Below are 25,521 nucleotides of genomic sequence, written 5' to 3'. Positions count from 1 at the left end.
AAAACACTTGAAATCAATTTTCTATTCTGCTATCTTTATATGTATATTAATTCATAATATCAAATATTTATTATAAAGGGGTTTTTATTTATGGCAAAAGAAAAAGTTGTACTTGCATATTCAGGAGGTTTAGATACAAGTGTTGCTATTCAATGGCTTATTGAAAAAGGTTATGATGTCATCGCTTGTTGTCTAGACGTTGGCGAAGGTAAAGATCTTCAGACTGTAAAAGAAAAAGCTCTTACAGTTGGAGCAATTGAATCCATTATGTTAGACCAGGTAGAAGTTTATGCACAAGATTATTTAAGCTATGCGATTAAAGGTAATACTTTATATGAAAATACATATCCTTTAATTTCTGCCCTTAGCCGTCCACTTATCGCTAAAGAACTTGTAAAAGTTGCACATCAGTTCGATGCGCAATATATCGCACATGGTTGTACAGGAAAAGGAAATGACCAGGTACGTTTCGAGGTTGCAATCCATAGTTTAGATCCGAGTATAAAGACGTTAGCACCTGTGCGTGATTGGGGATTTAGTCGTGAAGAAGAAATTGAATACGCTAAAGTACATAACATCCCGATTCCAATCAATCTTGATTCACCGTATTCTATCGATCAAAATTTATGGGGAAGAAGTAACGAATGTGGTATTTTAGAAAATCCATATATAGAACCACCAGAAGATGCCTACGAATTAACAAAGTCACCCGTTGATGCTCAAGACAATCCAGTTTATCTCGAAATTACGTTTAAAGACGGACTGCCAACTGCAATCGATGGAGAAAACTTACCATTACATACACTGATTAAACAACTGAATAAAATAGGTGGGGAACACGGCGTCGGTAGAATTGATCACGTTGAAAATAGACTTGTCGGTATTAAATCTCGTGAAGTGTATGAAGCACCAGGTGCTATGATTATTATTAATGCCCACCAGGCTTTAGAAACAATAACGCTTACGAAAGATGTGCAACACTTTAAACCATATGTTGAACAACAATTTGCAAACCTCATCTATAATGGACTATACTTCTCTCCATTATCAGATCATATTAGAAATATGCTCAATGATATGCAGCAATATGTAAATGGAAAAGTTAAAGTTAAACTGTATAAAGGTAATATTACTGTTGTTGGACGTACAAGTGATAACTCACTATATAATGAGAAACTCGCAACATATACAAAAGAGGATGCGTTTAATCAACAAGCAAGTGTCGGCTTTATTGAAATATACGAATTACCTACAAAATTAGCAACAGAGGTTTACAGAGGTGATTTTAATGAGTGATGCATTATGGGGAGGACGCTTTGAAGCATCCATGGATGCGCTCGTTGAGAAATTCAATCAGTCTATCGATGTTGATCAGGCTCTATTTTATGAAGATATTGAAGGCAGTATTGCTCATGTCACAATGCTTGGTGATAGTAATATCTTAACGCATGATGAAACAAAACAAATTAAAGAAGGACTCGAATCACTTAAGCTGGATCATCAAAACAATACACTTACTTTTTCATCAAAGTATGAAGATATTCACTTGAATATTGAACATCTGTTGACTGAAAAAATTGGGCCAGTTGCTGGAAAACTGCATACTGGGCGTTCACGTAATGATCAGGTGGCGACAGATATGCATTTATTTACTGTGAAAAAAGTGAAGTTAATGATTGATGCGCTCACAAAACTTCAGCAAAGTATCCTTCATGTTTCAGAAGATAATATTGAAGTCATTATTCCAGGCTATACACATCTACAACGTGCACAACCGATACTATTATCACATCATTTGATGAGTTATTTCTGGATGTTACAACGTGATAAAGAAAGATTAGAGGAAAGTCTATCACGTATTAATATCTCACCGCTTGGTTCAGGTGCTTTAGCAGGAACTACTTATCCAATCAATCAGCAACAGACTGCTGAACTATTAAACTTTGATCACATTTACCCAAATAGTATCGATGCAGTAAGTGATCGAGATTATATTCTTGAGACAATGAACAATATCAATCTAATCATGATGCATCTATCCAGATTATCAGAAGAAATCATCATTTGGTGTTCTCATGAATTTAACTTTATTACGTTGAGTGATGCTTATTCTACAGGATCATCTATTATGCCTCAAAAGAAAAATCCTGATATGGCAGAACTCGTACGTGGCAAATCCGGAACAGTCGCTGGCAATTATATTGGTATGCTAATGACACTTAAATCATTACCGCTTGCCTATAATAAAGATTTACAGGAAGATAAGAAATCATTCTTCGACTCAATTGAGACTTGTTTAGATAGTTTAACAATTTATAGCGGCATGATCGATACAATGCAAATTAATAAAGAAAATATTTCAAATACGCTTGAACAAGACTTTTCAAATGCAACTGAACTTGCTGATTACCTCGTCGGATTCGGTATACCATTTAGAGAAGCACATGCTATAACAGGTAAACTCGTCGCTGAATGTATAAAAGAGAACATATATTTAAAAGATGTTTCGTTAGAAAGATACAAAGCAATTCATCCTGAAATTAATGATGAAATTTATATAATATTAGCTCCAAAATCTGCCGTTGAACGAAGAACAAATTATAACGGTACAAGCACGCAATCAGTTTTAGCACAAATAAAACAAGGCAAGTCTAAGTTAAATTAGACTCGCCTTGTTTTTATTTTTCATTTGAAATACGTTCGTAAACGTCCGGGTAATTTGTGAATACACCATCGACACCATAATCATTTAAACGTCGCATATCTTCTTTATTAACTGTATAAGGATGTATTTCAAAACCAATTGATTTTAGTAATGCTGTATTTTCTTTCGTTAAGTCCTGAAAGCTTGGACCAAAGCCATCAGCATATGTTTTAATTTGACGTAATGTTGCTTCTGTTGCTGAAGACATAAATCCTTTACTTGTTAATTGTACCAAAGGAACATCTGAATTGAGTTGATGCATTTTTAATAAACTCTCGCTTGAGAATGATTGTACTAAAACATGTCCTTGTTTTAAACGCCCTTTTTTAAGTAAACCATGTTGATCTAGCACTGCTAATAAAGCTTCTTCCATTCCAGGGTAAACGTCCGGTGACTTCGTTTCAATATAGTAATTAGCATTTTTCCCGTATCTACTGATCACTTCATCCAATGTTGGTACTTGAGCGCCAACATATGCTTCATTTGCATACTCAGGATACTTTTCATTAAACCATGAGCCAGCATCTAGTTGTTTAATTTCCGCTAATGTGTGGTCTTTAACTAAACCTGTACCGTTTGTCGTACGATCTAACTTTTCATCATGCAATGCAATTAAATGACCATCTTTCGTCATTTGTAAATCAATCTCAATATAATCTGCACCAATTTCATAATGCCCTTTGTCATATGCAAAGAACGTGTGTTCAGGTGCGTAACCACTAGCTCCACGATGTGCAACATTCATAAATGCTTCGTGTTTCAACGTTTTTGCATTGACTGAAAGTGGTGTAGTTAAAGTAATACCTAATAAAGTAGCAATGATCACTTGAATTGTTTTTCTCATTGTATAACCTCCGCAAAATTTAATTAATGTAACAAATAAATTTTAATAGAAGTTAATCAATAAATGTGAATTAAGAAATAAACTTTAGAATTTTTACATTTAGCTTACAAAATTAATCAAAAATCTAAAAAAAAGAAAGCCTATGTTAGGCTTTCAAAGATTTATAATGCGGCTTGATAAATTGCCATAATATCTTCTTTTTGAAGTTTATAGAAGTTACCATAAGGTCCATAGATTAAAGTTTTCTCTGCAAATACTTCTAAGTCTTCTTCTTTTACGCCAACTTCGGATAATTTCGTTGGTGCACCAAGAGAAGTCCAGAAATTAGAAATCGCATCAATTCCGAAATTAATTTTCTCTTCATCAGATAAACGACTATCGACATCAAATACATCCTCAGCAAACTTAACGAATCGCGCTGGAGATTTCTTGCTCACATAACGCATCCATTCCGGGAAGATAATTGCTAATCCGACACCGTGTGGGATATCATATACAGCACTAACTGCATGCTCTAAATTATGTGTCGCCCAGTCCCCAGCATATCCTAATCGCATGAAACCATTTAATGCAACTGTTGCGCCAAGCATTGTTGTCTCACGTGCTTCGTAGTTTTCAGGTTGTTCCATTGCTACAGGACCAGCTTTCATGATTGCTTTCATTACCCCACTGATCATCGCATCTCCGATTTCAGTATTTGACGCTTCATTGAAATATTGCTCCAGTAAATGACTCATACTATCGATAATACCATTTGCTGTCTGATTTTTAGGTAATGTATATAGTAATTCTGGATTTAACAAGCTAAATTTAGGAAATACAAGTGGAGAACCCCAACCAAGTTTTTCATTTGTTTCCCAGTTAGTTATCACACTACCTGAATTCATTTCTGAACCAGTAGCTGAGATTGTAAGAATCGTTCCAAAAGGAACTGCACTTTCAACAGTTGCCTTTCTTGTAACGATATCCCACGGATCAACATCACTTGTTGAAGCAGCAGAGATTAACTTAGTACCGTCAATAACTGAACCCCCACCTATTGCAACAATAAAGTCAATATTGTTATCTTTTACTGCCTGCACACCTTTTTTTACAGTTGAAAGACGTGGATTTGGTTCAATACCAGCAAGTTCAAACACATTGTAGCCTTCTAATAATTTGATAACACGATCATAAAGACCTGTTTTCTTAATGCTACCTCCACCATATGTTAATAAGATGTTCTTACCCTCAGTAAATTTTTCAATCATTTGTGGTAATTGGTCAGTACTCTCTTTACCAAAGACTAAAGTCGTTGGATTTTGAAATGTAAAATCGTTCATTTTTTATAATCTCCTTTATATTTGTGTTTATTGTATTAGAAATATTCGATTTTTGGTATTTATTCGACTTAAAAATGACTCATTACATAGAATATCCACTTTTGAAATTGGTGATTCCCCAATTTCAGTCCACTTTTTTATTTCGAAATTGGTGATTCCCCAATTTCAGACTACTTTTTTATTTCGAAATTGGTGATTCCCCAATTTCAGACTACTTTTCTCTTTCGAAATTTGTGATTCCCCAATTTCAGACTACTTTTCTCTTTCGAAATTGGTGATTCCCCAATTTCAGAACTTATTAATAAAAAAGACACACCCATAAAAGAGTGTGTCTCAATAATCTTATGCCCATCCACGGTAACGTGCAGCTTCTGCTGTACGTTTAATACCTACGATGTATGCTGCTAAACGCATATCTACTTTTCTAGCTTCTGCTAATGAATAAACATTATCAAACGCTTTAACTAATTTTTCACGTAATTTTTCATTTACTTCTTCTTCTGTCCAGTAGTAACCTTGGTTATTTTGTACCCACTCGAAGTAAGATACAGTAACACCACCAGCACTTGCTAAAACGTCTGGTACAAGTAAGATACCACGTTCAGTTAATATCTTAGTTGCTTCTGGTGTAGTTGGACCATTTGCTGCTTCAACTACGATTTCAGCTTTAATATCATGTGCGTTATCTTTCGTAATTTGGTTAGAGATTGCTGCTGGTACTAAAATATCACAATCTAACTCAAATAATTCTTTGTTTGTAATTGTATCTTCAAAAAGGTTCGTTACAGTACCGAAGCTGTCACGACGGTCTAATAAATAGTCGATATCTAATCCGTTTGGATCATGTAATGCACCATGTGCATCAGAGATACCTACAACTTTAGCACCCATGTCATATAAGAATTTCGCTAAAAAGCTTCCTGCATTACCGAAACCTTGTATAACAACACGTGAGTCTTCAATTTTTTTTCCACGACGTTTCGCCGCTTCTTCAATCGCAATTACAACACCTAATGCAGTAGAACGGTCACGTCCTTGTGATCCACCTAATACAATCGGTTTACCTGTAATAAATCCTGGAGAGTTGAACGCATCCATCATGCTATATTCATCCATCATCCAAGCCATGATTTGTGAGTTTGTAAATACATCCGGTGCAGGAATATCTTTTGTTGGTCCAACAATTTGAGAAATTGCACGTACATAGCCACGTGATAAACGTTCTACTTCGTGAATACTCATTTGACGTGGGTCACAAACGATTCCACCTTTACCACCACCATATGGTAGATCAACGATACCGCATTTTAAAGTCATCCACATTGATAAAGCTTTAACTTCATCTTCGTCAACATCTGGATGGAAACGAACGCCACCTTTAGTAGGTCCTACTGCATCGTTATGTTGTGCACGGTAACCTGTAAAAGTTTTTACTGTTCCATCATCCATCTTAACTGGAATACGCACTGTTAATAAACGTAAAGGTTCTTTAACTAGATCGTACATTCCTTCATCGAAACCAAGTTTATCCAATGCTTCATGAATTATATTTTGTGTAGATGATACTAAACTTGTAGTGTTTTCTGACATGTTATTCGCCCTCTTTTTCATTCTTAAGTACTTCAATTTTTATTGTAACATATTTAAAATCTTTTAAAAGCCCTTTTTGAAAACGCTACCATTTATTTTTCGAATACAGATTTAACTTTTTCAATCGCCCAGTCTAAATCTTCTTGAGAAATGATTAATGGTGGCGCAAAACGAATTACAGTATCATGTGTTTCTTTACATAATAAGCCTAATTCTTTTAATTGTTCACAATATGGACGTGCATTTTCAGTTAATTCAACACCGATAAATAATCCTTTACCACGAACTTCTTTAATAATTGGATTGTCGATTTCTTTTAATTTAGATTGGAAGTATTCCCCTAATTCTAAAGAACGTTCAGATAACTTCTCATCAACCAGAACATCTAAAGCTGCCATTGAAACTGCACAAGCTAATGGGTTACCACCGAATGTAGAACCGTGGCTTCCTGCATTAAATACTTCTAGAATTTCTTTATCTGCTAATACACATGAGATAGGGAATACTCCGCCACCCAATGCTTTACCTAAAATGTACATGTCTGGCACTACGTTATCCCAATCAGTAGCAAACATTTTACCAGAACGTCCAAGACCAGCTTGAATTTCATCAGCGATAAATAATACATTGTTTTCAGTACAAAGATCACGAACTTCTTTTAAGAATCCGTCTTTTGGAATATTGATTCCTGCTTCACCTTGAATTGGCTCAAGTAATACTGCAGCTGTATTAGGTGTAATTGCTGCTTTGATTTGTTCAATATCACCAAATTCAACTAATTTGAATCCACCTAATAATGGACCGTATCCACGTTGATATTCTGCTTCACTTGATAAAGATACTGCAGCCATCGTACGACCATGGAAATTACCTTTCATTGCGATAATTTCAGCTTGATCTTTTGCTACACCTTTAACATCATATGCCCAACGACGTGCAGCTTTAATAGCAGTTTCAACCGCTTCAGCCCCAGTATTCATAGGTAATACCATTTCTTTACCAGCAAGCTTACAAATCTTTTCATACCAAGGACCTAATTGATCACTGTGGAATGCACGTGAAGTTAAAGTAACACGATCAGCCTGGTCTTTTAATGCTTGAATAATTTTAGGATGACGGTGCCCTTGGTTAACTGCTGAATAAGCAGATAACATATCCATGTATTTATTCCCTTCAGGATCCTTTACCCATACTCCTTCAGCTTCAGAGATAACGATTGGAAGTGGGTGATAGTTTGGTGCACCGTAATGATTTGTAATTTCAATGATATCTTGTGATTTAGTCATTATTATTCCCCTTTTTACAATTTTTTATAAAAGCAGTAGTGAATTCACACTACTGCTTTATTAAATTAATTATTTGATTGTTAAAGTACAAACATCGAAATTAAAGCATTTCTGAAGTTGTTTTACCTTGCATGTGAAGTACTAAGTAATCAGGTCCACCAGCTTTAGAGTCTGTACCTGACATTTTGAATCCACCAAATGGTTGGTATCCAACAATCGCACCAGTACATCCACGGTTGAAGTATAAGTTACCTACATGGAAGTCACGACGTGCTTCTTCTAAATGTTCACGATTATTTGTAATGACTGCACCAGTTAAACCGTAGTCAGTATCGTTTGCAAATTTAATCGCTTCTTTGAAATCTTTTGCTTTAGCAATTCCTACAACAGGACCAAAGATTTCTTCCTGCATAATACGATCATCATGTTTAACATCTACAAATACTGTTGGATTCACGAAGTTACCAACAGACTCTTCTGTCGTTCCTCCAACTAATAATTTACCTTCTTGTTTACCAATTTCAATGTATTCTTTAATTTTATTTAAAGATTTTTCGTCGATAACAGGTCCCATGAAGTGTTCGTTCGTTTCTGGATTACCTACAGTTAATTTTTCAGTTTTTTCTTTTACTTTTGCAACAACTTCATCATAAACATCTTCTAATACAATTGCACGAGAACATGCAGAACATTTTTGACCTGAGAATCCGAATGCAGATTTAACAATTGATTCAGCAGCTAACTCTAAATCAGCTTCGCTATCAACAACGATCGTATCTTTTCCACCCATTTCAGCGATAACACGTTTTAAGTTTAATTGACCTTCGTGTACTTTTGCTGCGCGCTCATAAATATGAACACCAACATCACGTGAACCTGTGAATGAAATGAAACGTGTGTCAACGTGATCCACAATGAAGTCTCCAATATCACGGCTTGAACCAGGAATATAGTTTACTACACCTTTAGGCATACCCGCTTCTTCTAAAACTTCTACGAATTTATATGCAACTACAGAAGTGTTTGAAGATGGTTTCAATAATACTGTGTTTCCAGTTACTAATGGTGCAACAGTAGTTCCTGCCATAATCGCTAATGGGAAGTTCCATGGTGAGATAACCACACCAACACCTAATGCGATGTAATCATATCTATTGTATTCGCCTGGACGGCTTTCAACTTTAACACCGTCTTTTAAACGTAACATTTCACGCGCATAGAATTCTAAGAAGTCAATACATTCTGCAGTATCAGCATCTGCTTCATTCCATGGCTTACCAGCTTCTTTAACTAAAAGTGCTGAGAATTCCATTTTTCTGCGGCGAATAATCGCTGCTGCACGGAATAAGATATCTGCGCGCATAGCTGGATTAGTTGATCTCCAAGTTTCAAATGTTTCTTTTGCAATAGCCATAGCTTTCTCAGCATGTTCTTGAGTTGCTTGAGATACATGACCAATAGTTTCTTCTCTATTTGAAGGATTGAAAGAACGTAATTTGTTATCAGTCATTACACGTTCTCCACCAATTACTAATGGATAATCTTCTCCTAAATATGCATTTACTGTTTCTAAGCTTTTTAACATCGCTTGTTTGTTTTCTTCGACGCTAAAATCTGTGAATGGTTCGTGTTTGTACGAAATCATTACATTGCCTCCTCTTTGTTTGTTTAATAGAAAACCCTTACATACTATATAATGACTAATTTTAAGAAATACTTCAACCCTTAATACTTAAATTTTGCAAAATAATTTTTTATGCACAAACATGCATAAATTAAAGAAAGAAACCACTGTACTTATTGTAGTTTCTTTCCCTTTTCTACCCATTCTGGCAGTTTTTCTCGTAACGATTCGAAACCAATATTTTCTGGTTGTTTAAGTTCTTCAAGTACTGATTTCTTTTCCTTTTTTCGTTCCTGACGTTTAAAATAATCGTTTTCTTTTAAAGATAAATTTAATTTACCATCTTCAGAAATGTCGAGAATTTTCGCTTTAACAATTTGACCCACTGAGAGAAATAAATTTAAGTTGTGGACATAATCATTCATCACTTCAGAAATGTGTATTAATCCCTCTGTATGCTGATCAGTCTCAACAAATGCTCCATATGGTTGTATGCCTGTCACTTTAACTTTAATAAACTGTCCCTTTTTGTACTTTTTATTCATCATATTTATCCCTCATTTTTAATATCATTATTTTACCATAAAAATGAGTATAAAAAAATCATGTAGCTAGTAAGTTGCTACACGATTTCACAAGTTGCACGTAATTTATAAATTTCATTTAAAATATCTTTAATTTCTTGTTTATCAGGTGACTGTTCAAAACTATGCATGAAAATTTCTGATATTCTCTGAATTGTTTCGTCAATAGATAATTTTTGATGTACGATATCCATTATTTCGTAATATTCCATATCTCCTTGAGAAGCATCTTCAAGTTGCATCGGGTTCCAGTTGTTTAAAATTTTGTACATTGCTATATTAAAATCTGGATTCATGGCGTTCATCCTCAAGTTTTCGCATCACTTCAGCTTCAAATATTTTAAACTTTTCTTCTTGTTTCAGTGAATTTCTTTTAAACATTTTAAAAGAAATATACGCAAGTGTCATAAAGAATATTAATGATAACACTGCCGGGACATATTCCCACTTATTTTCCGGAAAATATAAAAATTCCATCATCATGCATCACCCCTAATCTAATAAATTATTATATCATTAAAAATTCACAAAAAAAGAATAAGTCATGAACATTTCATGACTTATTCCAGGTCGTCGACAAAGCGTTTAGACGCAAGCAAACTGGAAACAATGCTAAAAAATCGCTCTTTGATTTTGAATGCTTTGTTGAAGTTTGCCTAGCGTCTGCTTTGAAGACGCCGTTTATCCAGGTCGTCGAACTTGCGTTTAGTGCTAAGCAAAATAAAAAACTTTCCTATAAATCGCTCTTTGATTTAAGGAAAGTTTTGTTTTTGTCGAAAGGACTGCAAGTGCGACGCCGTTTATCCAGGTCGTCGACAAAGCGTTTAGCCCTATGCAACATTTATTTTAATACGTTAATCTTTTCAATCACTACGTCTTCTACCGGCTTGTCTTGTGGACCAACTTGAACATTAGCGATTGTTTCTAATACATCAAATCCTTCAACGACTTGACCAAATACTGTATGCTTTTGATCTAACCAAGGTGTTCCACCAACTTCAGCATATTTATCAACAATCTCTTCTGGCCATCCACCTTGTTTTAATTGTGATAACATTTGAGCTGGTACTTGTTTCATCTGAACGATGAAGAATTGAGAGCCATTAGTGTTTGGCCCAGCATTGGCCATAGATAAAGCGCCATATAAGTTGAATGCATCCATAGAGAATTCATCTTCAAATTTATCTCCATAAATACTTTCTCCACCCATACCAGTGCCAGTTGGGTCTCCCCCTTGAATCATAAAATCATTAATTACACGGTGGAAGATAATACCCTCGTAGTATCCTTTTTCAGATAACTGAATAAAGTTTTCTACAGTTTTAGGTGCAACTTCCGGGAATAATTTAATTTTCATAGTCCCTTTTGTTGTTACCATTTCAACTAAGCGTTCATTTTCTGAAATTTCTGTATTTAATTGCGGAAAATTAGTCATTTTTAAGCTCCTTCATGATATGATTATTACCATAATATATTAACACAAAAAGGATGAGAAATATGTATTTTAGACTTATGCACAAATCTGGTATTTATATTGTAGAGAAAGTTCAGGAACAGCCAAATGGTGTTCTGGTTAGCGTTGAAAGTGTTATCACCCACCCAATGCAGGGAGATTTGCATAATAGAGGAGAGGTTGAAAATGTATTTTTCCATGAACGTAAAGCACTCTCTCATAAAGAAAAACGTATCGTAGATGAAAATTTACTGAAACCTTATACAGATGAAATACTCCCATATGTCGATTCATTAATTCAGGCAGTATCAAAAATGGAGCAAAAATTAATGAGCGAAGACACTCCATTTAATAGGAAAGCGCTCGAAACATTAACAAATTTAAAGCATGATTATGAACGTCAGTACAAGTTTTCTTTCCCGGAATAAAAAAGTGACAATTATATGACGATTTTTTAATTTTAATCTGTTTCTTCTTATTTAAGGAATAGATGATACGTTGTCATCGAATTAAACCATTAGAAATAAATCCGTGTATTTTTCTTGTATAATAAAATATTAAAGGAGGTTTTAAGATGACTTTATGGATAGTATTGCTGTCATTTATAGCAGCGTTATTTCCAATTATTCTACAGAAACAACTTCGTACTATTCATACGGGTTGGTTTGTACTACCCATTCCTGTAATTGCTTCAATATTCTTTATCAGCAAATTATCTTCATTAGGTCAGACATTGTTTGAAAAAAATAACTGGATGTCACGTATAGGATTAAATTTAAACTTTAAAATAGATGGCATTAGTTTACTTTTTGCTCTGCTTATTTCTGTGATAGGTATGCTCGTAGTATTCTATTCTATTTCATATCTTAGTAAACGAGAAGAACTTGGAAAATTCTATACATATTTATTGTTATTTATGGGTGCAATGTTTGGCGTTGTACTGAGCGATAATATTTTAGCACTTTATATGTTCTGGGAACTGACGAGTATTTCAAGTTTCTTATTGATTTCATTCTGGTATTTTAAAGAAAAATCAATTCAGGGTGCTTTGAAATCGATGTTAATCACCGTCTTTGGTGGTTTAATGTTACTAGGTGCTATTGCCATCTTAGTTAGTATTACACACACGACTTCAATAGATGCAATGATTCAAAACGCAAATTTAATTCAGCATCACAAATTATTTCCGTTAGCTATCGTATTAATCTTATTAGCTGCATTTACTAAATCAGCTCAGTTTCCATTTCATATATGGTTACCAGATGCTATGGAAGCACCGACACCAGTAAGTGCATATCTCCATTCAGCAACAATGGTTAAAGCCGGTATTTATCTCGTAGCAAGGTTTACTCCTATTTTTGCTGTCAGTAATATATGGACAAACAGCTTAATCTTTATCGGCTTATTCACAATGTGTTTTGCATCGATGAAAGCTGTTAATCAAAAAGATTTAAAAGGGATTCTTGCATTCAGTACAATCAGTCAGTTAGGACTTATTATGTCTTTACTTGGATTTGGCTCATTTGCACTAAAAAATAATCATAATGAACTTTTCGTTATTGCAGTTACGGCTAGTGTGTTCCACATTTTAAATCATGCCTCATTTAAAGGCGCTCTATTTATGGCTGTAGGTATTATCGACCACGAAACAGGATCACGTGATATCCGTAAGCTTAATGGATTACTAACATTAATGCCTGTAACTTTCACAATTGCAGTGCTTGGCTTATTAAGTATGGCTGGTGTCCCACCCTTTAACGGATTTTTAAGTAAAGAAATGTTTATTACATCTGTTTTAAATGCAGTAAAGAGTAGTTTCTCAGGTCAACCATTGCTTTCAAGTAGTGCATTAATACTTATGTTTATAGGGAGTATATTTACTTTTATATACTGTATAAAGTTAATCATCGATATATTCTTTGGCTCCCCTAAAGATAATACAACTGAGAAACAGCCTCACGAAGCTCCAAAGTTATTACTAGCTTCACCTATTATATTAATCAGCATCATGGTTGTGATTTCACTTGTTCCAAATATATTTTTACCATTATTAAATGCGGCGACAAACAGTATATTAAATCAGTCTGTTCATATAGAGCAAATCAATCATTTTCATGGATTTAATACACCACTATTTATTACATTAGCTATCATTATTTTTGGTGTACTACTCGTTGCTACTTTTAAATACTGGGAAAAAATATATACTATCTTCCCTGCTCAGTTCAGTCTGAATAGGGGATATGATCTGTTACTTACACAATCACAAAAGAAAAGTAAGTTAATCAATCAGTTTCTCGTGTTAAGAACCATTCGTTTCAGTATGTCTGCAATACTGATTACGTTTATTATCATAACGATCTATGTATTTATCAATAATCCGATTCATTTTAATTTTGAGTCGCTAGGTTCAATCCAGCCATATGAGTTGATTCTCGTTGGCATCATATTAATTGCAAATATTATGATCTTAAAATCAAAATCGCGTTTATTTAGTATTATCATGTTAAGTACTATCGGTTATTCCATTGCACTATTATTCGTTTTCTTTGATGCACCAGACTTAGCGTTAACACAATTAGCAATCGAAACAATTTCAACCGCATTATTCTTAATGTGTTTCTATCATCTACCACGTCAGTATCGTCATGAAGAAAGTTCAAGATTTAAAATTTCGAATTTTGTGATTGCATTGCTTTCAGGTATTTGTGTCACAATCATTGCTTTAGCAGCATTTAGTAACAAACTTTATCCATCCATTGCAGAATATTATATTAAAAATGTATATGAACTTGCCGCAGGAAAAAATATGGTCAACGTAATTTTAGTAGACTTCCGTGGATTTGATACTTTATTCGAATCAAGTGTACTAGGAATAGCAGGTATAGGTATCTATACATTAATACGATTAAGACAGAATAGAGGTGATAATAATGAAAAAGCAAAATAATGATGTCATTCTACAGTTTTGTACGCTGGTTGTCTTCTTCATTATTATCACTTTCGCCTTTGCCATATTTATGGGTGGTCATTATACACCAGGCGGAGGGTTTGTAGGGGGATTGCTCATATCATCTGCACTTCTCATTATTTTAATTGCTTATGATATTAAAACTTTACAACAGATTATTCCTATAGATTTCAAAAAGGTCATTGCTATCGGATTAATGTTTTGTTACGGCACACCGTTAATCAGTATCTTACAGGGTAAACCCTTTTTCACGCATACTTTTGGTGACCTGCATTTACCGCTCCTGGGTGAACTACATCTTCATACTGCAGTATTATTTGATACTGGAGTAATGCTTGCAGTAATTGGAACGACTTTAACGATAATATTAACGATTGGAGAGAATGAATAATGGAAATATTAATCATTATATTAAGTGGCATACTTGTTACTTGTGGAGTATATTTGATTCTCTCTAAAAGTTTGCTCAGAATTATTATCGGATCATCTATCATTTCTCATGCAGTCAATTTAATATTACTTACGAGTGGTGGCTTAAAAAAAGGTGCATCACCCATCTATGAAGAGGATCAGCATTTTTATACAGATCCAATTCCACAGGCATTAATATTAACAGCAATCGTAATAAGTTTTGCTGTAACTGCGTTTTTCTTAGTACTTGCTTTTAGAAGTTATAAAGAGTTAGGTACTGACAATGTATCAGATTATAAGGGGGTACCTGAAGATGAGTAATTTAATCGTATTCCCAATTATATTACCAGCGCTCACTGCTATTATTTTAATTTGTATCGGAAAAAAACCTATTATTAAAAGAATGGTAGCATTTTTTGGTACTTTAATAACATTTTTAGTTACACTTTATCAGTTTATACATGTTTTTAAACACGGTACAATATATCTAGAACTTGGAAACTGGAAAGTACCATATAGTATTGTGCTCGTTTCTGATATGCTATCGACAATTTTAGTCCTCACAACAACATTAATTACTTTGATTATAATCTATTATTCTTATCAATCAATCGGACTTGACCGAGAAACATATTATTATTACGCATCAGTGATGTTTATGCTGGCTGGTTTAAATGGCGCATTTACAACTGGAGATATCTTTAACTTATTCGTATTCTTTGAAGTATTCTTAATCAGTTCATATGTATTAATGATTATCGGAGGAACGAAGATACAATTACAGGAAAGTATTAAATATATACTTGTGAATGTTACGAGTTCGGCATTTTTCGTACTCGCAATCGCTATGCTGTATTCAGTTATCGGCTCATTAAATATGGCTGATATGAGCAGTAGAATCGATGGCATAGAAAACCAAAATATTATTGTGATCTGTGCGATATTATTTATCTTCGTATTCGCTACAAAAGCAGGTATGTTTCCTTTATATTTCTGGTTACCTGGCGCATATTACGCTCCACCGATACCAATTCTTGCTTTATTCGGTGCGTTGCTTACTAAAGTGGGTGTTTATGCACTATACAGAACGTACAGTTTATTCTTCAGTCAATCTGGAGAATTCGTGCAGAACATACTGCTTGTATTAGCAATACTCACAATTATATTTGGGTGTATTGGTGCACTTGCATATCGTGATATGAAGAAAATTATCATCTATAATATTATGATTGCCGTGGGAGTAATTATCGTGGGACTTGCAATTTTTACAAAAGAAGCTACAATTGGCGGCATTTATTACTTAATTCATGACATGATTATTAAAGCGAGTTTATTTATGCTTATCGGTATCATTATGAAAGTTACGAATGAAACAGACATTAGAAAAATTGGTGGACTTATAAAAGATTATCCGCTGCTTGGCTTTACGTATTTTATTGCAGCGTTATCACTTGCTGGTATTCCACCACTAAGTGGTTTCTACGGAAAATACTTTATCGTAAAAGCAGCGATGAATGAAGGATATGTGATGACTGCTATCATCGTATTAATCAGTAGTTTAGTCGTATTATATTCAGTAATCAATATCTTTTTACAAGTTTTCTTTGGTACTGGTAAAAAATACGTGCAACCAACTATCAATAAGATGATGTTTGCGGCAGTATTAATGACAGTTCTCGCAGTATTATTCGGGGTTATGAGTGACGCTTTATATCCAGTCATTGAAAAAGCTGCATTATCAATTCATTCACCAGAAACTTATGTCAAAGCACTAGGGGTGAAATAATGGCGATACAAATGATTATACATACAGGACTAGTCATACTATGGTGTATCTTAACTGGTTCTGTATCTTTCGGTAATATGTTACTAGGTTATTTATTCGGACTCATAGGGATATATATCATGAGACCATTTTTACCTGGGGGGTTTTATCTCATTCCTTTCTTAAAAGTGCTACGATTAATCGTAATATTTATTATCGAATTATTTAAAGCAAATATCAGTGTTTTAAAAATCGTTATTGCACCAAAAATCGATATACAGCCTGCATTTTTTATGTATCCAACCGATTTAAGAAAAGATTGGGAAATCAGTTTATTATCTTTACTGATTACGTTAACACCAGGAACCGTCGTTGTAGCAGTTAGTGATGATAAAAGCAAGCTTTATATCCATGCAATTGACTTCAGTGATTTAGATTCAGAAATAGATGGCATTAAGCATTCTTTTGAAGATGCGATAAAGGAGATTGGATTAACATGACAATAGAATTTACCAATATTATCATCATTATCGCATTGATCATCGTTTCTTTATCGATGCTCGGTATATTATACCGTGTCATAAAAGGACCAACTTTAGCCGACAGAGTTGTTGCACTTGATGCTTTAGGTATCTCTCTCATGGCTATGATTGCTCTATTCTCTGTACTGTTAAATACTAAATATTATATCAGCATCATTATGCTACTTGGCGTACTTGCTTTCTTAGGAACAACTGCTTTTGCGAAGTTTATGGAGAAAGGAGAAATCGTTGAATATGATCGACACAATCGTCATCGTCATTAGTATGTTCTTTATAATTATCGGTGCATTGCTGACAGTAATAAGTGCTATCGGTTTAATCCGCTTACCAGACGTGTATACTCGTGCACATGCTGCCAGTAAATCTTCAACGCTTGGTGTTATGTTTATGATGTTCGGCGTATTTCTTTACTTTTTAGGTCGAGATCATCATTTTGAACCGACATTGATTCTCGCAATTCTATTTATATTCTCTACGGGACCGATTGGTGCTCATTTAATTATGCGCAGTGCTTATTATTCTGGTACTGCTTATACAAATTCAACTGTTAGAGATGACCTTAAGAATGCAGAATAGTAAGGTTAAAAGTTTAAAATAAATAAGCTGAGATAAGGATTTCGTCCTTATCTCAGCTTTTTAATTGCAACGGTACATCGTGACGTGGAAATTAATCTATCACTGTCATCATATACTTTTATTTCCCAAACATGAGTCGATTTCCCTTGATGAATAATCAATGCTTTAGCATATACATCGCCTGACTTTGCGCTTGATATATGATTAGCATTAATCTCTAGACCTAATGGAATCTCATCTTTACCGATAAGTAACGATGAGCCATATGATGCTGCTGTTTCACAAAGTGCAACAGTTGCTCCTCCATGTAGGTAACCAAATGGTTGACGGACAACATCAGTAATTGGCATTTTCATTACTAATAAATCACCATCAAAACTTACTTGTTCAATCTTAAAATGTGTTATTAAACTTGGTACAGATAATAAATTTGAATCCATGATATCCTCCATGACTTCTTTTTATCTATAATACCATTGCTGCAATAAATCCGAAAATAATGAGCGGTATATTAAACAATAAGAATGTCGGTACACACGTATCCCAAATATGGTTATGCTGACCATCCATGTTAAGCCCTGCTGTTGGGCCAAGTGTAGAGTCACTGGCCGGACTACCTGCATCACCAAGTGCACCTGCAGTACCAATAATAGCTATAATCGCCATGCTGCTAAGTCCAATAGAATCTCCTAACGGAATAAATAATGCAGCAATGATTGGAATGGTTGCAAACGAAGATCCGATACCAAGTGTCACAATGAGACCAACGATTAACATAAAAATTATTGTTAATACTTTTGAACCATCAGTGAATGCTACCATATCCTGAACTAGACGTTCTACATCTCCAGTAGCGCTCATAAGACTCGCAAAACCATTTGCAGTAAGCATCACCACTCCAATGTAAGCCATAATCTTAATTCCATCTGTTAAAGTTTCATCTAACGCTTTCCATTCATATGCAAATGATAAAAAGAAAATTAATATCCCTGCTAATGCACCAAAGATCATTGATTCAGTCATAGTCTGCACAATAAATGTACTTAAAATCGCAAGAATTGTAATAAATATGACATATGGTCTAAGCGGTGGTCTATTCTCAGTCGGTGCTAAAGCTACGGTATGATATGTTCTCGGTTTTCTAAATATTATAAAGGCAAGAATAAGTCCTACAATAAATCCCATAGAAGGTATAATCATCGCTTTATATATATCACTAAATTCAATCGCATAGTTTGCTTTATCGAATCCTTTTTTAATAATACCGTGGAAGATGTATCCATAACCGTATGGCATCAATACATATGGAAAGTTTAATCCAAAACAAAGGATTACTGCTAATAATCTTCTATCTATCTTTAACTCATTAAATAAACTAAGTAAAGGTGGTATGATAATCGGAATAAATGCAATATGCACCGGAATAATATTTTGAGACATACAAGAAATAATAATTAAAGAAACAAGTAATATTACTTTAGTATATATTCTCGTATTTTTTTTATTTTCAACTTTAAGTTTATTTATTATTTTTTCAACAAAATAATCTGTAATACCACTATAAGAAATTAATGCTGCAAAACCTCCGAGTAAAGCATAGCTTAATGCGACTTCACTTCCATCCACTATACCTTCAGTGAATATTTTAATGGTCTTTTCAATTCCCAGCCCTGAAACAAGACCACCTGTTAATGCTCCTATAAAAAGTGATAGCACAACGTTAAGTCTACATAAACTTAATATAACCATCACTAGTACTGCGATTAAAACTGCATTCATAAATAAATAACCCCCAAATACTTTAGTTCGCTAATGTACTACCATGATAAAGGAATTATTTATTTTCGTCAAGCGCTATATGCATTAATTTTATAATATGGGAATAAACATGTTGATTATCAGGATAATTGAATAAATCAACTTCAAGAACATTTGGACTTATAACATTAAGGCCAAATTGTTCAAGGGTAATTAAATCCAGAACATCTTTAGGTTCTATCTGATGCTGAAATTGATACGTAAACTCAAAGTTTTCCTGGATAAGTTTCGAAATGAATTGTAAATTATTATGTTTTATAATTATCTGTCTTTTGTCAATTTGGCTCATACTTCCTATCTGTTCTACTTCATATTCATGATTTTTTAACTGTATACAAGCTGTATTTAAACGATATTGTTTTGCATAGAACAACACATCATATAATATATTAAAGTAATTTTGACGATGTGTTCTGACAGTCTTACCATTGAAAGCAATGCGTTCTTCACTTTCTTGCAGCAATTCACTGTATTGAATATAGATCATACCAACAGAAGATAGTAATAATGCTTTTAGTAATGTTTCAGGAACAGAACTGTCATGACCTATAACGATAAATAATGTAGTGGCACTTTTGGGAATATATTCATACATCTTAATATTTTCATCATTGATTAAACATATCGTTCTTTCTGTAACTTCTTCTGGAATTGCTGTTAGCGTATTTACCGCGTCGCCATCATTATTATATATTTTAAATAAGTTAAACAACGCTGCTTGAATCATCATCACTTGTTCATGTGACAAATATTTTGTAAGTAATGCCAGATGAATGTCTACATGAGCAGCTCGTTTTACTAACTCTGAATTTTCAAGATATAAATTTTCAATTACTGTAACGAGATCAATAATCTTCTGCATATCAAAATGCTTTATATTTCCGACCGGTATAAATAAAAATAGAGTATTCTCCGATGAAATAAAGTATGGTAATGCCTTATCCCGTAGAGGATACTGTGCTTCAATAATTGCTTTATGATTTTCCAGTAACGGTCTTAACTGACTGATTTGTGATGGTAAAAAACACACATAGCTCGTGTCTATGTGTGTCTGTATATGTTTATTTAGCATATGCCCACTCCTTAAAACATTGTATATCCGCTGCGTCTTAAATTTCTAATAACAAAACCCGCAGTGATTGCTCCTATCAAGCCACCTGATAACATAATAATATCCGCAGGTAAAAGGTGGGTTAAGCCTGTCCATAATTTATTAAAAGCGAACTTTGGTTTTAATAAATAATCCGCTGTAGAAATTTTATCGACAATTGCAAATACAACAAAAGGATAAAGAGCCGTCATAATCCAAGTTGATTTCAGTAACATATTTAAAATAAATGCGATACCAAAAAATAAAACAAAAAATAAAAGTGTTGAAATAATCAACTGAATAAGTGCTGTCAAAAGTGCCCCTCCTAAGTAAATAAGTGATAATGTGTATAATTAAAATGTGCTCCAGGAGACTCAGTACTTGTAAGCGTTATTGCTTCGCTTTTTTCCTGTAAAAGATGATGAATCATCGGTGACACAGTTTTGTCCTGAAGAATTGCTTCTGGTGTTCTCCATGCTACAACTTCAATTTCATCATTTGGAAACTGAATAGTAATATCCGTTGTATGCGGTTTGACAAGAAATAATATCATATTATCAGATATTTCATTATTAATAACACCACTTCTTAGTCCGATTACACCTTGAACTTCTCCTTTAATACCTGTTTCCTCATATAATTCTCTTAATACAGCCTGATCTGCAGTTTCACCATTATCAATAAAACCTGCAGGTGTACTCCACATGCCACGCATACCGCTATATTGTTTCTTAAGTAAGAGCCATTCACCTGCATCATTAATTACTATTGCATTGACCCCTAACCAAACTTTATTTCGTGCCATAATCTTCTCCTTACTTATAAAAAAAGTGAGGTAGGCAATCATTATGCCCCGCTCACTTTTTAAGCATTTAATATTGAGACAATATTAAAATTTACCTTTTTTATATGCAACACCAGCGCCACCAATTTTGAATAAGGCACGTGTATCGATTAATTTTTTCATGAATGCAGCTTTTTTACCAGTAATTTCTTTACCGAATACAACACCGACACCATCATGAGAACCTAAAGAACATACAGTTCCTTTATCATCATAAGCAAATGCTGATAATTTCTCACCATTTAATAATTTTTGGATAGCAGAAGCAGTAAATTCACCTTGTTGCATAGCAATTTGAGCAGTCGTTGGTAAAGGACGCTCTCCGCTCATTACTGCTGAACAGTCACCAATTACAAAGATATCGTCATAGCCATCGATACGTAAATCTTCACGTACTACGATACGACCACGTTTAACACCATCAAATGATTCTTCCATTAATTTAGAACCACGAACACCCGCAGCCCAAATAACAGTGTTTGCATATAATTGTTCTTCCTGCTCATTAACTTTAACAACAAAACCATTTTCGTTAGCAGCAACGATAGGTGTAGCGATTTTAAATTCAACACCACGTTTTTCTAAGTAATCCATAACATATTTCACTAAATCTTCAGAGAACATTGGAAGCATTTTCGGTGCCGCTTCAACACATGTTAATTTCACTTTAGATTGATCAATATTGTATTCTTTACATAAAGTAGGTACTTTTTCTACTAATTCCCCTAATAATTCAATACCAGTAAAGCCGGCACCACCAACTAAAATTGCTAAATCTTTTTCATCTTTTTCTGTACTGTTTGCATAGTGTGCAAAACGTTCTTCAATATGCGCAGCAATACGACGCGCAGTATTAATATTTTCAATTTGGAATGCATGTTCTTTCATGCCTGCAATACCAAATGTTTCTGATTCGAAACCTAATGCTACAACTAAAATATCAAACTTGTAAGTACCGTTTGTTGTTTCTACAGTTTTTTCATCTTTATTGATTTTAGTAACTTCGTCAACGACGAAATTTACTTTTGAATGATTTAAAACACTTGCGATTGGATATAAACAATCCTGATATTCACGCGTACCAGCTGAAGCTTCATGTAACCAAGTTGCTTCATAGTGATATTCATTTTTGTTGATTAGTGTAATATCACAATCTTGTGTTGAAACTAATTTCTGTAATTTAGTTACAGTTTGTAGACCTGCATATCCTCCACCTAATACAACAACTTTTTTTCTTTCAAATCCCATTTGTATTCACCCATTCTCAATAATTTTTTTAATATATCAATCTTTCAACTCATAAAATGTGATTTTTGTCACAAATTTATTTTTGAATATTCCAACTTATATATTAAGACTTTTACACTATAAATACAAGTGTATTGTAAATTTTTAATTAAAGGGGCTTAACAATTTTCTGGTGTACCTGCGACATCTTTTGTTCTAAATGAACTACCACATCCACAAGAGGCAATCGCATTTGGATTTTCAATTGCAAATCCTCCACCCATTAATGATTGTTTAAAATCTACAGTCGTTCCATTTAAAATAGGCGCATCTGATTTATCAACTAATACTTTCACACCATAATAATCTAAAACTTCATCATTTTCGTTAGGATTCTCTTCTGCACTCATACCGTATGATAAACCAGTACATCCGCCACCTTTTACCGAAATTCGTAAGTAACCATTCGGTAAACCATTGCTTTCCATCATTGATTTAACTTCATATGCAGCTGCTTCTGTTAAAATTACAGTACTCATAATAAATTCCTCCTTAAAATAACCATGTTTCTTCGATATGTTTGTAAATATTTTGTTTTAATAATTCTGGTGTGTCGCCTGTGACGATATCCCCGTTCACAAGCGCATAAAGACTATCATTACACTGCCCACAATATGTTAGACAACCATAGTCTAACACATCAATATTTGGATCATTAGATAATTCATCAAAAACACTTTGACTGCCTTTGGCTAAATTTGAAATACAAAACTCCACAATTGGATTCATTTTCATCTTCCTTAATAATGATAACTTTTACTTATCATTTTATATCAACTTTTATTATCGTTAGTATTATATAATCGCTATAATTTAATGGTAATCTATATTATAATTTAGATTGAGGAAAAACAATAGAACTTTGACTTACGAAGGGGATTAAAACAATGAAAAATTTAGTATTACTTGGTGGGGGCTATGGTAATATGCGTATTATGCAAAGACTCCTGCCAAATACATTACCAGCGGAATACAATATCACATTAATCGATAAGATTCCATTTCATGGTTTAAAGACAGAGTTTTATGCACTAGCTGCCGGAACAGAATCTGATAAAGATGTACGTGTAGAATTTCCACAAGATAAGCGTCTAAATATTGTCTATGGAGAAGTTACACAAATTGACCTTGAAAAACAAATTGTATCTATCGGTGAAAATCATGTGGATTATGATGAGTTAGTAATAGGTCTTGGTTGTGAAGATAAATATCATAACGTTCCTGGTGCAGAAGAATATACATACAGCATTCAGACAATGACAAAAGCACGTAAAACTTATCAAGCGATAGCTGACTTGCCATCTGGCTCTACAGTGGGGATTGTAGGTGCTGGCTTAAGCGGTATCGAACTTGCTAGTGAATTACGTGAATCAAGGAAAGATTTAAAGATACAACTATTTGACAGAGGTGAAAGAATTTTACCGGCTTTTCCTGAGAAATTAAGTAATTATGTTAAGAAATGGTTCGATAAAAACGATGTAGAAGTTATTCCTAATTCAAACGTCGTTAAAGTTGAACCTGGTACGCTTTATAATAATGACGTTTCCTACTCAGTAGATATTTGTGTATGGACGGCAGGTATACAACCTGTTGAAATTGTACGTAATCTACCTGTTGAAATCGGTGATGGTAATCGTGTTAAATTAAATCAATATCACCAAATCCCGACGCATCCAAATGTCTATGTCGTTGGTGATTGTGCAGCTTTACCACATGCACCAAGTGCTCAACTTGCTGAAGTTCAAGCAGAACAAATCATCGATGTTATGAAAATGATCTGGACAGATAAACCATTACCTGAAGTGATGCCAGAACTAAAATTACAAGGGTTTATGGGATCTTTAGGAGAAAAAGAAGGCTTTGCTTATTTAATGGAGAAAACAGTGACTGGAAGACTCGCACGATTAATGAAATCAGGTGTCTTATGGTTATATAAATATCATAATGGATAAAATAAAACGATTAGGTCATCCTAATCGTTTTATTTTACATAATGTTCTTCTACGAATTTAGTAACCTGTGGTAATTGAATATATCCATCAGCCACAATTTCATCATCCATCGTAATTAACGGATAGAATAATTCATCGTTGTTAATCTGTTCAATGATATTTTCATCATGATCTGTTAAGTTTTCAGATTTATTAATGTCAATATAGTTATAGTTAAATTGTAAATCCGGAAACTTTCGATCTAAATTCGGTTGAACCCAGTCATAAATATCTTTAGATGTCGGTGCATTTACACAACTTGCACATACAACATCAGCGCCGTAAATGATAACATTTATCATTTATGATACATCCCCCTTTAAACTATCGTATTTATATGCTATATTGATTATACTAAAAAAGTTAGAGTAAACCACTACATTTACTCGAAAGGAGTTAAAATGACAACTGAACAACAAACAATGTTTGATGCTGTGAATGAAGTATTAGAGAAATTACGTCCATTCTTATTAAGAGATGGTGGCGATTGTGAATTAGTAGATGTTGAAGATGGAATCGTTAAACTTCGCCTTTTAGGTGCATGTGGTACTTGTCCTTCATCAACAATTACATTAAAAGCTGGTATTGAACGCGCGTTACTTGAAGAAGTACCTGGCGTAGTAGAAGTAGAACAAGTATTTTAATGATGATTTGAACCGAGACAACAGTCTCGGTTTTTTATTTTGACTCTTTTAGCGGTATTTTGACGGTAGTAATCTCAATTCCGCTATATCTTTAATACAAAATAAATGAGATTGATTAATAAATAACTTAAATCAATTTTATGACCTACTACTAATTTAATCTCCGTCTATTGTA

30 protein-coding genes are annotated in these 25,521 nt (G+C 33.9%); 12 read left to right on the top strand and 18 right to left on the bottom strand.

Annotated features, from left to right (window positions below):
- Positions 1-90 precede the first annotated feature (90 nt).
- Together JJJ02_RS06425 and argH are read left to right on the top strand one after the other, a co-directional pair.
- The gene (locus tag JJJ02_RS06425) at positions 91-1,296 is read left to right on the top strand and encodes an argininosuccinate synthase (RefSeq protein ID WP_111714362.1); all 1,206 of its coding nucleotides are present in this window, start codon (positions 91-93) and stop codon (positions 1,294-1,296) included.
- Entirely contained in the window at positions 1,289-2,665 is a 1,377-nt protein-coding gene (gene argH, locus JJJ02_RS06420; protein ID WP_111714361.1) for an argininosuccinate lyase, read from the top strand. The genes JJJ02_RS06425 and argH overlap by 8 nt, the downstream gene beginning before the upstream one ends.
- Before the next feature lie 13 nt (positions 2,666-2,678).
- Here argH and JJJ02_RS06415 read toward each other — a convergent pair whose 3' ends face one another.
- The 9 genes from JJJ02_RS06415 to JJJ02_RS06375 all read right to left on the bottom strand — a co-directional run bounded on the left by JJJ02_RS06415 (position 2,679) and on the right by JJJ02_RS06375 (position 11,389).
- Positions 2,679-3,548 carry a glycerophosphodiester phosphodiesterase gene (locus tag JJJ02_RS06415; RefSeq protein WP_240838076.1) on the bottom strand — a complete coding sequence of 290 codons (870 nt, stop codon included), beginning with the start codon at positions 3,546-3,548 and terminating at the stop codon, positions 2,679-2,681.
- A 161-nt stretch (positions 3,549-3,709) separates the two neighbouring features.
- Positions 3,710-4,870 (bottom strand): iron-containing alcohol dehydrogenase, encoded by a 1,161-nt coding sequence (locus JJJ02_RS06410; protein WP_240838074.1) that lies wholly within the window; start codon positions 4,868-4,870, stop codon positions 3,710-3,712.
- Between the two features lie 342 nt (positions 4,871-5,212).
- Positions 5,213-6,460 (bottom strand): Glu/Leu/Phe/Val family dehydrogenase, encoded by a 1,248-nt coding sequence (locus tag JJJ02_RS06405; RefSeq protein WP_111714358.1) that lies wholly within the window; start codon positions 6,458-6,460, stop codon positions 5,213-5,215.
- Between the two features lie 92 nt (positions 6,461-6,552).
- Positions 6,553-7,746, bottom strand: coding sequence for an ornithine--oxo-acid transaminase (locus tag JJJ02_RS06400; RefSeq protein WP_099580466.1), 1,194 nt, complete (start codon positions 7,744-7,746; stop codon positions 6,553-6,555).
- Between the two features lie 100 nt (positions 7,747-7,846).
- A complete protein-coding gene (pruA, locus tag JJJ02_RS06395) occupies positions 7,847-9,391 on the bottom strand; it encodes an L-glutamate gamma-semialdehyde dehydrogenase (RefSeq protein WP_240838072.1) in 1,545 nt (514 codons plus the stop codon).
- A gap of 152 nt (positions 9,392-9,543) precedes the next feature.
- On the bottom strand, positions 9,544-9,915 hold the full coding sequence (gene ygs / locus JJJ02_RS06390) for a S1 domain-containing post-transcriptional regulator Ygs (RefSeq protein WP_096078102.1): 372 nt from the start codon (positions 9,913-9,915) through the stop codon (positions 9,544-9,546).
- A 77-nt stretch (positions 9,916-9,992) separates the two neighbouring features.
- Positions 9,993-10,250, bottom strand: a complete 258-nt coding sequence (locus tag JJJ02_RS06385) for a DUF1871 family protein (protein WP_170122427.1) — start codon at positions 10,248-10,250, stop codon at positions 9,993-9,995.
- Positions 10,234-10,434: a hypothetical protein gene (locus tag JJJ02_RS06380; protein ID WP_111715502.1), complete on the bottom strand. Its 201-nt coding sequence runs from the start codon at positions 10,432-10,434 to the stop codon at positions 10,234-10,236. The genes JJJ02_RS06385 and JJJ02_RS06380 overlap by 17 nt, the downstream gene beginning before the upstream one ends.
- A gap of 361 nt (positions 10,435-10,795) precedes the next feature.
- Positions 10,796-11,389 (bottom strand): peptidylprolyl isomerase, encoded by a 594-nt coding sequence (locus tag JJJ02_RS06375; protein ID WP_240838070.1) that lies wholly within the window; start codon positions 11,387-11,389, stop codon positions 10,796-10,798.
- Between the two features lie 62 nt (positions 11,390-11,451).
- Between JJJ02_RS06375 and kapB the strand changes: the two genes are divergently transcribed.
- The 8 genes from kapB to mnhG all read left to right on the top strand — a co-directional run bounded on the left by kapB (position 11,452) and on the right by mnhG (position 17,672).
- Positions 11,452-11,835: a kinase-associated lipoprotein B gene (gene kapB, locus JJJ02_RS06370; RefSeq protein ID WP_240838068.1), complete on the top strand. Its 384-nt coding sequence runs from the start codon at positions 11,452-11,454 to the stop codon at positions 11,833-11,835.
- Between the two features lie 146 nt (positions 11,836-11,981).
- A complete protein-coding gene (locus JJJ02_RS06365) occupies positions 11,982-14,357 on the top strand; it encodes a Na+/H+ antiporter subunit A (RefSeq protein ID WP_240838066.1) in 2,376 nt (791 codons plus the stop codon).
- Positions 14,341-14,769 carry a Na(+)/H(+) antiporter subunit B gene (locus tag JJJ02_RS06360; protein WP_111714352.1) on the top strand — a complete coding sequence of 143 codons (429 nt, stop codon included), beginning with the start codon at positions 14,341-14,343 and terminating at the stop codon, positions 14,767-14,769. The genes JJJ02_RS06365 and JJJ02_RS06360 overlap by 17 nt, the downstream gene beginning before the upstream one ends.
- Positions 14,769-15,110 (top strand): Na(+)/H(+) antiporter subunit C, encoded by a 342-nt coding sequence (locus JJJ02_RS06355; RefSeq protein WP_096077027.1) that lies wholly within the window; start codon positions 14,769-14,771, stop codon positions 15,108-15,110. Before JJJ02_RS06360 ends, JJJ02_RS06355 begins: the two co-directional genes overlap by 1 nt.
- Positions 15,103-16,575, top strand: a complete 1,473-nt coding sequence (locus JJJ02_RS06350; RefSeq protein WP_396614725.1) for a Na+/H+ antiporter subunit D — start codon at positions 15,103-15,105, stop codon at positions 16,573-16,575. The genes JJJ02_RS06355 and JJJ02_RS06350 overlap by 8 nt, the downstream gene beginning before the upstream one ends.
- Positions 16,575-17,054, top strand: coding sequence for a Na+/H+ antiporter subunit E (locus tag JJJ02_RS06345; protein ID WP_111714350.1), 480 nt, complete (start codon positions 16,575-16,577; stop codon positions 17,052-17,054). The genes JJJ02_RS06350 and JJJ02_RS06345 overlap by 1 nt, the downstream gene beginning before the upstream one ends.
- Positions 17,051-17,359 carry a Na(+)/H(+) antiporter subunit F1 gene (locus JJJ02_RS06340; protein WP_240838064.1) on the top strand — a complete coding sequence of 103 codons (309 nt, stop codon included), beginning with the start codon at positions 17,051-17,053 and terminating at the stop codon, positions 17,357-17,359. Before JJJ02_RS06345 ends, JJJ02_RS06340 begins: the two co-directional genes overlap by 4 nt.
- A complete protein-coding gene (gene mnhG / locus JJJ02_RS06335) occupies positions 17,331-17,672 on the top strand; it encodes a monovalent cation/H(+) antiporter subunit G (protein ID WP_111714348.1) in 342 nt (113 codons plus the stop codon). Before JJJ02_RS06340 ends, mnhG begins: the two co-directional genes overlap by 29 nt.
- A 47-nt stretch (positions 17,673-17,719) precedes the next feature.
- Here mnhG and JJJ02_RS06330 read toward each other — a convergent pair whose 3' ends face one another.
- The 8 genes from JJJ02_RS06330 to JJJ02_RS06295 form a co-directional block, all read right to left on the bottom strand.
- Positions 17,720-18,112 carry a PaaI family thioesterase gene (locus JJJ02_RS06330; protein ID WP_255724808.1) on the bottom strand — a complete coding sequence of 131 codons (393 nt, stop codon included), beginning with the start codon at positions 18,110-18,112 and terminating at the stop codon, positions 17,720-17,722.
- A 25-nt stretch (positions 18,113-18,137) separates the two neighbouring features.
- Positions 18,138-19,451 (bottom strand): Na+/H+ antiporter family protein, encoded by a 1,314-nt coding sequence (locus tag JJJ02_RS06325; RefSeq protein WP_240838062.1) that lies wholly within the window; start codon positions 19,449-19,451, stop codon positions 18,138-18,140.
- A gap of 55 nt (positions 19,452-19,506) precedes the next feature.
- On the bottom strand, positions 19,507-20,562 hold the full coding sequence (locus JJJ02_RS06320; protein ID WP_240838060.1) for a hypothetical protein: 1,056 nt from the start codon (positions 20,560-20,562) through the stop codon (positions 19,507-19,509).
- An 11-nt stretch (positions 20,563-20,573) separates the two neighbouring features.
- Positions 20,574-20,894 (bottom strand): YuiB family protein, encoded by a 321-nt coding sequence (locus tag JJJ02_RS06315; protein ID WP_099580438.1) that lies wholly within the window; start codon positions 20,892-20,894, stop codon positions 20,574-20,576.
- Between the two features lie 11 nt (positions 20,895-20,905).
- A complete protein-coding gene (locus JJJ02_RS06310) occupies positions 20,906-21,385 on the bottom strand; it encodes an NUDIX domain-containing protein (RefSeq protein ID WP_255724807.1) in 480 nt (159 codons plus the stop codon).
- 84 nt (positions 21,386-21,469) lie between these two features.
- Positions 21,470-22,672, bottom strand: coding sequence for an NAD(P)/FAD-dependent oxidoreductase (locus JJJ02_RS06305; RefSeq protein ID WP_240838058.1), 1,203 nt, complete (start codon positions 22,670-22,672; stop codon positions 21,470-21,472).
- Positions 22,673-22,830: 158 nt separating this feature from the next.
- Complete coding sequence (locus JJJ02_RS06300) at positions 22,831-23,190, bottom strand: HesB/IscA family protein (RefSeq protein ID WP_111714343.1); 360 nt, start codon at positions 23,188-23,190, stop codon at positions 22,831-22,833.
- Positions 23,191-23,203: 13 nt separating this feature from the next.
- On the bottom strand, positions 23,204-23,440 hold the full coding sequence (locus JJJ02_RS06295; RefSeq protein ID WP_099580433.1) for a YuzB family protein: 237 nt from the start codon (positions 23,438-23,440) through the stop codon (positions 23,204-23,206).
- 158 nt (positions 23,441-23,598) lie between these two features.
- Between JJJ02_RS06295 and JJJ02_RS06290 the strand changes: the two genes are divergently transcribed.
- Entirely contained in the window at positions 23,599-24,663 is a 1,065-nt protein-coding gene (locus JJJ02_RS06290; RefSeq protein ID WP_111714342.1) for an NAD(P)/FAD-dependent oxidoreductase, read from the top strand.
- Between the two features lie 29 nt (positions 24,664-24,692).
- Here JJJ02_RS06290 and JJJ02_RS06285 read toward each other — a convergent pair whose 3' ends face one another.
- A complete protein-coding gene (locus JJJ02_RS06285) occupies positions 24,693-25,004 on the bottom strand; it encodes a YuzD family protein (RefSeq protein ID WP_096077041.1) in 312 nt (103 codons plus the stop codon).
- Positions 25,005-25,028: 24 nt separating this feature from the next.
- Here JJJ02_RS06285 and JJJ02_RS06280 point away from each other — a divergent pair, with 24 nt between their 5' ends.
- Positions 25,029-25,346: a NifU family protein gene (locus JJJ02_RS06280; RefSeq protein ID WP_372486722.1), complete on the top strand. Its 318-nt coding sequence runs from the start codon at positions 25,029-25,031 to the stop codon at positions 25,344-25,346.
- Positions 25,347-25,521: the final 175 nt, after the last annotated feature.

This window comes from Macrococcus sp. PK (genome assembly GCF_022501545.1).
GTDB classification, from domain to species: domain Bacteria; phylum Bacillota; class Bacilli; order Staphylococcales; family Staphylococcaceae; genus Macrococcoides; species Macrococcoides epidermidis.
The sequence above is the reverse complement of the archived record's forward strand: the minus strand, read 5'-3'. Positions and strand labels throughout refer to the sequence as shown.

What these genes read in the sequence shown, in the direction of transcription:
- JJJ02_RS06345 (WP_111714350.1), top strand. Translation starts at nt 16,575, where the DNA reads ATGGCGATACAAATGATTATACATACAGGACTAGTCATACTATGGTGT.
- JJJ02_RS06350 (WP_396614725.1), top strand. Translation starts at nt 15,103, where the DNA reads ATGAGTAATTTAATCGTATTCCCAATTATATTACCAGCGCTCACTGCT.
- JJJ02_RS06380 (WP_111715502.1), bottom strand. Translation starts at nt 10,434, where the DNA reads ATGATGGAATTTTTATATTTTCCGGAAAATAAGTGGGAATATGTCCCG.
- JJJ02_RS06330 (WP_255724808.1), bottom strand. Translation starts at nt 18,112, where the DNA reads ATGGATTCAAATTTATTATCTGTACCAAGTTTAATAACACATTTTAAG.
- pruA (WP_240838072.1), bottom strand. Translation starts at nt 9,391, where the DNA reads ATGATTTCGTACAAACACGAACCATTCACAGATTTTAGCGTCGAAGAA.
- JJJ02_RS06410 (WP_240838074.1), bottom strand. Translation starts at nt 4,870, where the DNA reads ATGAACGATTTTACATTTCAAAATCCAACGACTTTAGTCTTTGGTAAA.
- JJJ02_RS06385 (WP_170122427.1), bottom strand. Translation starts at nt 10,250, where the DNA reads ATGAATCCAGATTTTAATATAGCAATGTACAAAATTTTAAACAACTGG.
- JJJ02_RS06320 (WP_240838060.1), bottom strand. Translation starts at nt 20,562, where the DNA reads ATGCTAAATAAACATATACAGACACACATAGACACGAGCTATGTGTGT.
- JJJ02_RS06290 (WP_111714342.1), top strand. Translation starts at nt 23,599, where the DNA reads ATGAAAAATTTAGTATTACTTGGTGGGGGCTATGGTAATATGCGTATT.
- JJJ02_RS06360 (WP_111714352.1), top strand. Translation starts at nt 14,341, where the DNA reads ATGAAAAAGCAAAATAATGATGTCATTCTACAGTTTTGTACGCTGGTT.
- JJJ02_RS06405 (WP_111714358.1), bottom strand. Translation starts at nt 6,460, where the DNA reads ATGTCAGAAAACACTACAAGTTTAGTATCATCTACACAAAATATAATT.
- JJJ02_RS06355 (WP_096077027.1), top strand. Translation starts at nt 14,769, where the DNA reads ATGGAAATATTAATCATTATATTAAGTGGCATACTTGTTACTTGTGGA.
- JJJ02_RS06400 (WP_099580466.1), bottom strand. Translation starts at nt 7,746, where the DNA reads ATGACTAAATCACAAGATATCATTGAAATTACAAATCATTACGGTGCA.
- kapB (WP_240838068.1), top strand. Translation starts at nt 11,452, where the DNA reads ATGTATTTTAGACTTATGCACAAATCTGGTATTTATATTGTAGAGAAA.
- JJJ02_RS06340 (WP_240838064.1), top strand. Translation starts at nt 17,051, where the DNA reads ATGACAATAGAATTTACCAATATTATCATCATTATCGCATTGATCATC.
- JJJ02_RS06285 (WP_096077041.1), bottom strand. Translation starts at nt 25,004, where the DNA reads ATGATAAATGTTATCATTTACGGCGCTGATGTTGTATGTGCAAGTTGT.
- JJJ02_RS06375 (WP_240838070.1), bottom strand. Translation starts at nt 11,389, where the DNA reads ATGACTAATTTTCCGCAATTAAATACAGAAATTTCAGAAAATGAACGC.
- JJJ02_RS06365 (WP_240838066.1), top strand. Translation starts at nt 11,982, where the DNA reads ATGACTTTATGGATAGTATTGCTGTCATTTATAGCAGCGTTATTTCCA.
- JJJ02_RS06295 (WP_099580433.1), bottom strand. Translation starts at nt 23,440, where the DNA reads ATGAATCCAATTGTGGAGTTTTGTATTTCAAATTTAGCCAAAGGCAGT.
- JJJ02_RS06325 (WP_240838062.1), bottom strand. Translation starts at nt 19,451, where the DNA reads ATGAATGCAGTTTTAATCGCAGTACTAGTGATGGTTATATTAAGTTTA.
- JJJ02_RS06415 (WP_240838076.1), bottom strand. Translation starts at nt 3,548, where the DNA reads ATGAGAAAAACAATTCAAGTGATCATTGCTACTTTATTAGGTATTACT.
- JJJ02_RS06310 (WP_255724807.1), bottom strand. Translation starts at nt 21,385, where the DNA reads ATGGCACGAAATAAAGTTTGGTTAGGGGTCAATGCAATAGTAATTAAT.
- JJJ02_RS06305 (WP_240838058.1), bottom strand. Translation starts at nt 22,672, where the DNA reads ATGGGATTTGAAAGAAAAAAAGTTGTTGTATTAGGTGGAGGATATGCA.
- JJJ02_RS06300 (WP_111714343.1), bottom strand. Translation starts at nt 23,190, where the DNA reads ATGAGTACTGTAATTTTAACAGAAGCAGCTGCATATGAAGTTAAATCA.
- ygs (WP_096078102.1), bottom strand. Translation starts at nt 9,915, where the DNA reads ATGAATAAAAAGTACAAAAAGGGACAGTTTATTAAAGTTAAAGTGACA.
- mnhG (WP_111714348.1), top strand. Translation starts at nt 17,331, where the DNA reads ATGATCGACACAATCGTCATCGTCATTAGTATGTTCTTTATAATTATC.
- argH (WP_111714361.1), top strand. Translation starts at nt 1,289, where the DNA reads ATGAGTGATGCATTATGGGGAGGACGCTTTGAAGCATCCATGGATGCG.
- JJJ02_RS06425 (WP_111714362.1), top strand. Translation starts at nt 91, where the DNA reads ATGGCAAAAGAAAAAGTTGTACTTGCATATTCAGGAGGTTTAGATACA.